The 7,707-nt window shown below is 40.8% G+C and carries 7 protein-coding genes; 4 read left to right on the top strand and 3 right to left on the bottom strand.

Translation table 11 applies throughout. The annotated features are described in order from the left end of the window. Nucleotides 1-263: 263 nt before the first annotated feature. The gene (locus HXY43_RS08520; RefSeq protein ID WP_290882205.1) at nt 264-1,019 is read right to left on the bottom strand and encodes a circadian clock KaiB family protein; all 756 of its coding nucleotides are present in this window, start codon (nt 1,017-1,019) and stop codon (nt 264-266) included. Nucleotides 1,020-1,129: 110 nt separating this feature from the next. Beyond that, nucleotides 1,130-2,434, bottom strand: coding sequence for a type IV pilus twitching motility protein PilT (locus HXY43_RS08515; RefSeq protein WP_290882202.1), 1,305 nt, complete (start codon nt 2,432-2,434; stop codon nt 1,130-1,132). 895 nt (nt 2,435-3,329) lie between these two features. Here HXY43_RS08515 and HXY43_RS08510 point away from each other — a divergent pair. Beyond that, on the top strand, nt 3,330-3,704 hold the full coding sequence (locus tag HXY43_RS08510) for a hypothetical protein (protein WP_026735044.1): 375 nt from the start codon (nt 3,330-3,332) through the stop codon (nt 3,702-3,704). A gap of 164 nt (nt 3,705-3,868) precedes the next feature. Continuing rightward, nucleotides 3,869-4,984 (top strand): non-hydrolyzing UDP-N-acetylglucosamine 2-epimerase, encoded by a 1,116-nt coding sequence (wecB, locus tag HXY43_RS08505; protein WP_290882198.1) that lies wholly within the window; start codon nt 3,869-3,871, stop codon nt 4,982-4,984. Between the two features lie 414 nt (nt 4,985-5,398). Here wecB and HXY43_RS08500 read toward each other — a convergent pair whose 3' ends face one another. Further along, nucleotides 5,399-5,566, bottom strand: coding sequence for a peptidoglycan-binding domain-containing protein (locus HXY43_RS08500; RefSeq protein WP_290882196.1), 168 nt, complete (start codon nt 5,564-5,566; stop codon nt 5,399-5,401). 1,056 nt (nt 5,567-6,622) lie between these two features. Here HXY43_RS08500 and HXY43_RS26940 point away from each other — a divergent pair. Together HXY43_RS26940 and HXY43_RS08495 are read left to right on the top strand one after the other, a co-directional pair. Further along, nucleotides 6,623-6,847 (top strand): Tn3 family transposase, encoded by a 225-nt coding sequence (locus tag HXY43_RS26940; protein WP_072032424.1) that lies wholly within the window; start codon nt 6,623-6,625, stop codon nt 6,845-6,847. Between the two features lie 422 nt (nt 6,848-7,269). Beyond that, a complete protein-coding gene (locus HXY43_RS08495) occupies nt 7,270-7,641 on the top strand; it encodes a hypothetical protein (RefSeq protein ID WP_290882193.1) in 372 nt (123 codons plus the stop codon). The last annotated feature ends 66 nt before the right edge of the window (nt 7,642-7,707 follow it).

Raw genomic sequence — 7,707 nt, 5'->3', positions numbered from 1 at the left:
ATTATGTTTGTATACGTTTCTGTAGAGACGTAGCAATGCTACGTCTCTACACATCCGTAATATCAAATCCGTTTGATTAGTTATCGTATCTGCCCTCACAAGAACTGCCCCTCTCCCAACTTGGGAGAGGGGTGTCCGACAGGACGGGGTGAGGGTTTTTAATGAACATGAATTAGCCGGACTTGATATGAATTGTAAATTCATATTTTGATTCAGCAACGCCTATAAATCTCATCCCTTAACACTTTAGTCGGGGGATGAGCTTAATATTTTTCTTTAGCCCCTAACATCTGCAAAATTTTATCTACATTATCCAAGTCACCAACAATGCGCCGAATCGGTACAGGCCAAACCTTTACAAGAGTGGGAGTTGCTGTCACCTGATTCACTTCTGCTTGTTCTGGATGAGTGATAACATCAATGACTTTGAGTGTATACGGTTGACCCAGAAATCGTTCTAAAAGTTCGTGGAGATTCTGAAGAATGCGTTCAATGCCGGGACTATGCCCAGCAACAAACAGACGCAGGACATAGCCTTGTGTATTTGGTTGTACTTGTAGTGTTGCTGATTCTTGATAGTACGGCACTGCTTCAAAAGGATCTAAGCGCACAATCAAGTCATGGTCTTCCCAAAGTTGCGGGAACAAAGAGCGATAGCTTGTCAACACCATGCGATCGCATAACCCCTCCTGCCAAGGTGCGCTTTGCCAGACCAGTTCACCTGTACCAAAAATCGCGTTCAGCACAGCTTGATGTCGCATTACAGCTGGATAAGCTTCGGCAAAAGTTCGTATTTGTTGCGTGCGCGGATCTAACCAGTGGTCAATAGTCGCCGTGTAGCAAGGCACTAAAAAATGAGGCGGTTCTGGTAAGTCTAGGATTTCTTGCAAAGTCGCGCACAAATGTAAATGCCATCGACCTTGTTTATGAGGATCGATGCAGTAAATTAAATCTCCTCCGGGCGTAAACAGTGCAATGCCTTTGAACAACTGGGGTAAGGTTAGTTTGTCTAGAGTCAAGGTAATCGCAGAACTAATATGAATTATGAATTATGAATTATGAATTATGAAATTTTCATCATTCAACATTCATCATTCATAATTTTCGCCTATTCCCTAGTCCCTAATTCTTACACTCGACCTCGAAGCATCTGGGCTATTTCGTTAGGAGTTGGTGACATCTCCAAGGCAGTTTCTTCTGTGATGCGACCTTCTTGGTAGAGGTTGAACAGAGACTGATTCATAGTAATCATGCCATCAAAACCGGCTTGTTTCATTAACTCGGTAATTTCATCGTATTTACCATCTTTGATCCAGTCTTTGACTGCATCAGTATTGATTAAAATATCGTGGAAAGCAGCACGCTTGCCATCCGTCGTGCGACACAAACCTTGGGCGATCACGGCCACTAAAGATTCAGAAAGTGCCACCCGCATTGCATCCTGTTCGTCGCCTGAGTAGAGATTGAGGATACGCTCAATCGTTTTTACTGCGCTGTTGGTATGCAAGGTTCCCATCACCAAGTGACCTGTTTGAGCAGCTTTGAGGGCAGTGTTCACAGTTTCTTTATCTCGCATTTCCCCCACCAGAATTAAATCTGGATCTTCCCGCAAAGCTGCTTTCAAGGCATTGTCAAATTTCCGGGTGTGCATTCCCACTTCCCGTTGTTTGATCAAGGACTTTTGACTTCTGTGAACAAATTCAATCGGGTCTTCAATGGTGATGATATGCTTGGGCATCTCTTTATTGATGTAGTCAATCATTGCTGCCATTGTGGTGGATTTACCAGAACCAGTGGGACCCGTAACTAAAATCAAACCTTTGTGGTAATGGCAAATATCCCTAAAAACTGGGGGTAAGCGCAACTGATCGATAGTTAAGATTTTGAGCGGAATCAACCGCATTACCATTGCGTAGCCTTTGAGAGAGTCAAAAATGTTGATCCGCACGCGAGCAAATTCGTATTGAGTTGCACCGTCAAATTCTAGATGTTCTTCAAAACGGTGAATTTCTGCCTCCGTCAGCACCTCCCGCAACCAACTCATGAAAGTCTCTTTATCTGTTTCTGGATAATCTGTGGTTTGAATTTCTCCACGGTTGCGGAAGCGCGGCGGTTCGCCTACGCCTAAGTGAATGTCGGATATGCCTTTATCATAAGCTTCCCTTACTAATTGGTCTAAAGTAGGGTGTAAACTGTTGCTTTTGGCACGCGCGGGACTGGGGATAGGTGGCGGAGTCCCCGGACGATGAGCAGAAGCAGGGGTGGAAGCCGGTGGTGGGGGTGGTGCTGCAGGGTGAGCGCTACGGCTGCGGTCTATTACCAAAGTTTGTGTAGATTGGCGCTGCGTGCTAATCGTTGGTGGTGGTGGAGGAAGTGGAGGGACACCACGGTCTACAGTTGGGGTCCAATTTAATGGATTTTGTGATTCTGACATATTATCTTCAAGATGATTGCACGTTGACTAATCTCCTTGCTAGGGGAGAAGCGCTTTGCTGATACTAAAAATCGGTTTTTAATTGACAGGCAGAATGTTGAATAGTTATCAGTGAATACTGGTAACTGATGGCTGATTGAATGGTGCTTGACCTTTGGCAGATGCCATTGTCTGCGATCGCTATAGTTGCAGGTTGACTTGCTAGCAAACTAGATAACGCGAATAACTTGTTACGGACAGTTCAATTTCATCACCCCTGTTTGTATCATTTTTTCTGAATTTAAATGGTCTATTAGTTAAATAGATTGATTTGAATAGAGCATTAATTAATGTTTAACACACCATACTTATAAAATATCCCCAGTGATTATACTCTTATAAAGAGTATAATTTAATACTTCAATGCCTTGCGAACTGAAATGAGAAAATTTTCTAGCAATTCACGCTAGTACATCACAACAGAAAAAATGCGACTATTCAAAAAAAACAAAAAGCTTAGAAAATAAGCTTTTCAACTTCTGCCTCCAACCTTCTTATTGGCAAATAACACTAGATAATTTCTTTAGTCAAATTTAAATTATGAGAATTATCTTTGATTTTTATAAGAAATGTTAAAATTACCAGAATCATAGTCTTTATATCTATCTAATGAGGTAGTAACCTGTAGCTTATATGCCTAAAGATAGATGGCAAAAACTAGTTTTCTGTCAAAATGCCCAGTTAGCCTTCATCCATCATTAGAAAAGCTTAACTGTAAATTTTATTAAATAAATGCTCATCTTCTCAATTGGTTTTTATATACTGAACTTCACTAATTGTTGATCCCTTTGGTTATCAACACCAACGAGATGCTTCTGAATTCCAATCTTTAATTTGTGTATTTGGGAGAAAAGTTATGGCTTTTTCACACACGTCCGATTTAGGCAAGACCGATTCCTTGTTAATGGTTAAAAGCTTTTTGATATGGACTTTTACATTGGCAGTATGCTTGCTGGTTGTCGGTTTTCCTTTAGTTGTTTTGATGGCTACGGTTGGATGTCTGTTGTCGATTGTTTTGCAATCGGTTATGCCAGTTAGTGCTGTTTTGCTTGTGGCAGGGGGTTTAATTCTGTTTAATGTTTTGGCAGTTGTTGTTGGTGCAGGTGTACTAACTGCTAAAGGTATTCACCCTAAAGAAGTTAAATGGTTAAGCTGGTTGCATGGAGAAACAGAAGAAATGCAAAAGACTGTCTATGCTGCTTGCCCACTAACCTGTGATATCAAACTATAACTAAACTGCTAAATTCGACAAACAGTGCATCCTGCCCGGTTATGCCGGGTTTTTTCATGCTTTTTTGTCATCTGTCATTTGTCATTTGTCCTTTATGGGTATTGACTATTTACCATTGACCATTAACTATTGACCATTAACTAATGACTAATGACTAATGACTAATGACTAATGACAAACGAGTTTACATTATCTTAGGCACTCGCCCGGAAGCGATAAAACTAGCACCGGTAATTCAAGCTTTCCAAAATTCTCTAAGCTTCCAGACACAAGTAATTTTAACCGGACAGCATCGCGAAATGGTTGAGCAAGTGATGCGGCTTTTCAACCTCAAGGCGGATCGCGATCTGGAAATTATGCAGCCGCAGCAATCTTTGACTGATATTACTTGCCGCAGTTTGCAAGGATTAGAAGGATTATTCCAAGAAAACAAGCCAGATTTAATTTTGGTGCAGGGAGATACTACCACAGCATTTGCAGCAACTTTGGCAGCCTTTTACCACAAAATTTCTGTAGGACATGTAGAAGCTGGCTTAAGAACTGATTACTTATTTAATCCTTACCCAGAAGAAGCCAATCGACGACTGATTTCGCAACTGACTCAGTTACACTTTGCGCCAACGCCCTTGGCTGTAAAAAATCTTCATCATTCCGGTGTTTTAGGTGAAATTCACCTGACAGGTAACACGGTGATTGATGCACTGTTGAATGTTGCAGCAACTGAACCTGCCTGTGATATTCCTGGGCTGGAATGGAGTCAATATCGTGTCTTGTTGGCAACCGTGCATCGACGCGAGAATTGGGGAGAACCACTGCAAGGAATCGCCCAAGGATTTTTACAGATATTAGATAAGTTTCCTGATACAGCTTTGCTGTTGCCGTTACACCGCAATCCGACGGTACGAGAACCGTTGCAGGCAATGTTGGGGAATCATCCCCGGATTTTTTTAACAGAACCTTTAGATTATGCGGAACTAGTGGGGGCTATTATGGGATCGCATCTCCTCCTCACCGATTCTGGCGGTTTGCAGGAAGAAGCACCTAGTCTTGGCAAACCAGTCTTAGTTCTGCGAGAAACGACAGAAAGACCAGAGGCTGTTACGGCTGGTACAGCTAAACTTGTAGGAACTCAACCAGAAACAATAGTTGCTAACGCAGCTGAGTTGCTAGCTAACCCAGCTGCCTATGAAGCAATGGCAAATGCCATCAATCCTTTTGGAGATGGTCATGCGGCAGAGCGAATTTTACAAATTGTGCAAAAATATTTGGGGCTTTTTTAGCCGAAATCAAAAAGTCTAGTAACTCAGATTAGAGACGTAGCATGCTACGTCTCTACAAATTTAGGTAATGGGTCACTCGCTTCGCTCCAATTAAAAATTAAAAATTCAAAATTGAAATCCCCACAATTAAAATTGGGGGCTTGAATAATGATGCTTCGCAGTTTCTTTTTTTACATAATTAAAATTAGGGGCTTGTACCCGAAATAAAAATTTTTATTTCTTCTTAATTTTGCATTTTGAATTTTGAATTTTGAATTGTTTCGGTCATAGGGAGCAGATTTCGTATGAGCGCAGACTTGTATGTAGACATAAAAAAACCTTTCAGTTCAGTCCATGAAAGGTATAGTAACGCTAATCAATTTCTCAGATAAAACCATCAGATGCTTTGAAAACAAGCTTATTGCTGAAATCTTCTTAATAGTATGTTCCAGCGTATATTCCTAATGCCCTTCGTGTTTGAGGTCCAACTACTCCATCTACAATTAAGCCACTATTTGCTTGGAAGTGTCGGACTGCGTTTGCAGTGGCGTAACCGTAGTATCCAGTAGCTCTTACTCCTAAAGCTCTTTGAACTCGTATCACCGCCGATCCTCGAGAGCCGATTGTGAGAATACGTGAACGTGAATAATAATGCTTAACTCTTCTATGGCCGTAATAATGCTTAACTCTTCTATATCCATAACAATGGATACAGTCTTTAACACGTTTGGGTCTAATCCATTGGGCAGCAACGTAACAACCATTAGATAAACGAGCAAACCCATGCCTGTATCCGACGACCCGCAGTCGAGAGCCATTTGGGTAACACGCAACAGATCTATAGTGAGTACCTGGTCCAGTGCGGACATGCAGACAACCACCGTTTGTTCTTACATAATATTTACCTGGATGGCTATAGTATGCTGAAACTTCTTTGATAGGAGCTAGAATTGCTAACAAAATGCTAATACTAGCGAAAATTAACCCAGCAGATTTGAAATGTTGGTGCCAATTAGAATTGAATTTAATCTCGGGCAGACGAATTTCATCTGGATTTGGCTCTGTATAGGCAAGAGCCATTTCCGTATAAGCCAGACATTCCACGATGATCTCCTTGCTAATCAAAACTGAGTGAAAGCAGAGATTTTCTTCGCCGAATCTTTGAAGTTTACTAAATGTAATTGAGACTACAAATAATCATAAAGGATTTTTATTTATAAAAAAATTAAGAATGCATAAGTTTTGATAAAAATTTTCTGATATAAAGATAGCTATTTTTGCACAAAATTTATCAAATGCGAACTCATCTATCAAAAGAGGTAAATATCCCTGAAAATATTATTGTTTGCTTTTTTCAAGATGCTGTCAACTTCAATTGTGTAATTGCTTTGAAATCAAAAAATTATCTGAACGTACTGGCATACTGTCTCACCAAATTTCCACTCGTTTAGGGCTAACAAAGTAAGAAAAATTACCACGATCGGCCCGATATTTAGCAGTGGTAATATTTATTGTTTTTAGCCTTAAAAGCTGTCTACATATTGCTTTAATTAACCAATGTAAAACAATTGACTATTTTTCTGACAGACTTTAATAAAAGCATTTACTGTCTCTGTTTCAATCACTATCACGCTGTCAGATTAAGTATCATATGAGTGGATGCAAAGTCCAAAACTGCGGTGTAGAACGACGGCAGAACTGAATAAGGGGGAATTGAAACATTCTTTATCGAGAGCAGTGTTCTTTCATAGTTTGGGCGAAGTCCGCGATCGCTCCTCGCACAAGCGCTCCCGTAGGGGTCTGTTACTCCCGGATAGGGAACAGGAAAAGCGAACTTTGCTTCCGAAGTGGAAAGAACAAAACGGTACGAGAAAATTAAGATAGTGGCGATCGCACCTCGTATTAGAAAACTAGTAACAGAATATTGATTCCGTTACCTATCCATCATTATTTTGTGGCCATCTAAGAAAAATGCGCTTTGTCTTCCAACAGCGTTAAATAGGGGCATTTCACCTCACCCAAGTGTTTTAAAACGCTAATCGCTGCTTATTCCAAATTGCTGCAATTACGTAGCCCAGTTATGCGATCGCACACCTCGCTGCGAAGCTCACAATCAGCATCTGAGTAGTAAGGCTGAAATTATTTCCAGGCATGTGTTTCAGGCAATTGAAGTTGCCCCTCTGGAGCGTCTTCAATTGCATAAATTTTTGACCTAATCTCAATCATAAAGCAGTAGACCAAATTACAGGGAGTCAAACCTTTGTAGCGAGTCTAGAGCGTTCAAGAGAGTTGCTAAGGTTAAAGTTATGCCATTGGAATGCTTTTATAGCTTACCCGACAGCATAGAGGAACATCGCATTATCTGGCGAATTGAACCACGGTTACGCTTACGGATTAACGGGTTGCGTCAGAAAATAGAACATGAAGCACAATGCAATGAAAAAATACTGGAAGCCAGAATAGCTCGCTATTTATTTGAGGAGTTACAGCAGCATCCAGAGCATGAACTACTCCGATACCATTGGATTGCTTTTCTAGTAAGACGTTGTGAAAAAGTCGCTCGACGCCTCGCTCATTTGGGTTCTAATTGTTTGCGAGATTTAATCCAAATGGGAGTTGAAATAGCCAGGGTAAGAGCGTCTCAATCAGGCTTGACACAAGCAATCAGAAGAATCTAATGTATTGTCAATGAAACAACAACTGAGCACCCGAATCATATAATTGTTATCCATAGCGGTGCGTTT

Source organism: Fischerella sp. (assembly GCF_013388695.1).
Classification (GTDB): Bacteria; Cyanobacteriota; Cyanobacteriia; order Cyanobacteriales; family Nostocaceae; genus PCC9605.
Note: the sequence above shows the minus strand (reverse complement) of the source record. Positions and strands in the feature narration are given on the sequence as shown.

Coding starts and splice junctions, on each gene's coding strand:
- HXY43_RS08495 (WP_290882193.1), top strand. CDS start 7,270: ATGCCATTGGAATGCTTTTATAGCTTACCCGACAGCATAGAGGAACAT.
- wecB (WP_290882198.1), top strand. CDS start 3,869: ATGACTAATGACAAACGAGTTTACATTATCTTAGGCACTCGCCCGGAA.
- HXY43_RS08515 (WP_290882202.1), bottom strand. CDS start 2,434: ATGTCAGAATCACAAAATCCATTAAATTGGACCCCAACTGTAGACCGT.
- HXY43_RS08510 (WP_026735044.1), top strand. CDS start 3,330: ATGGCTTTTTCACACACGTCCGATTTAGGCAAGACCGATTCCTTGTTA.
- HXY43_RS26940 (WP_072032424.1), top strand. CDS start 6,623: ATGCAAAGTCCAAAACTGCGGTGTAGAACGACGGCAGAACTGAATAAG.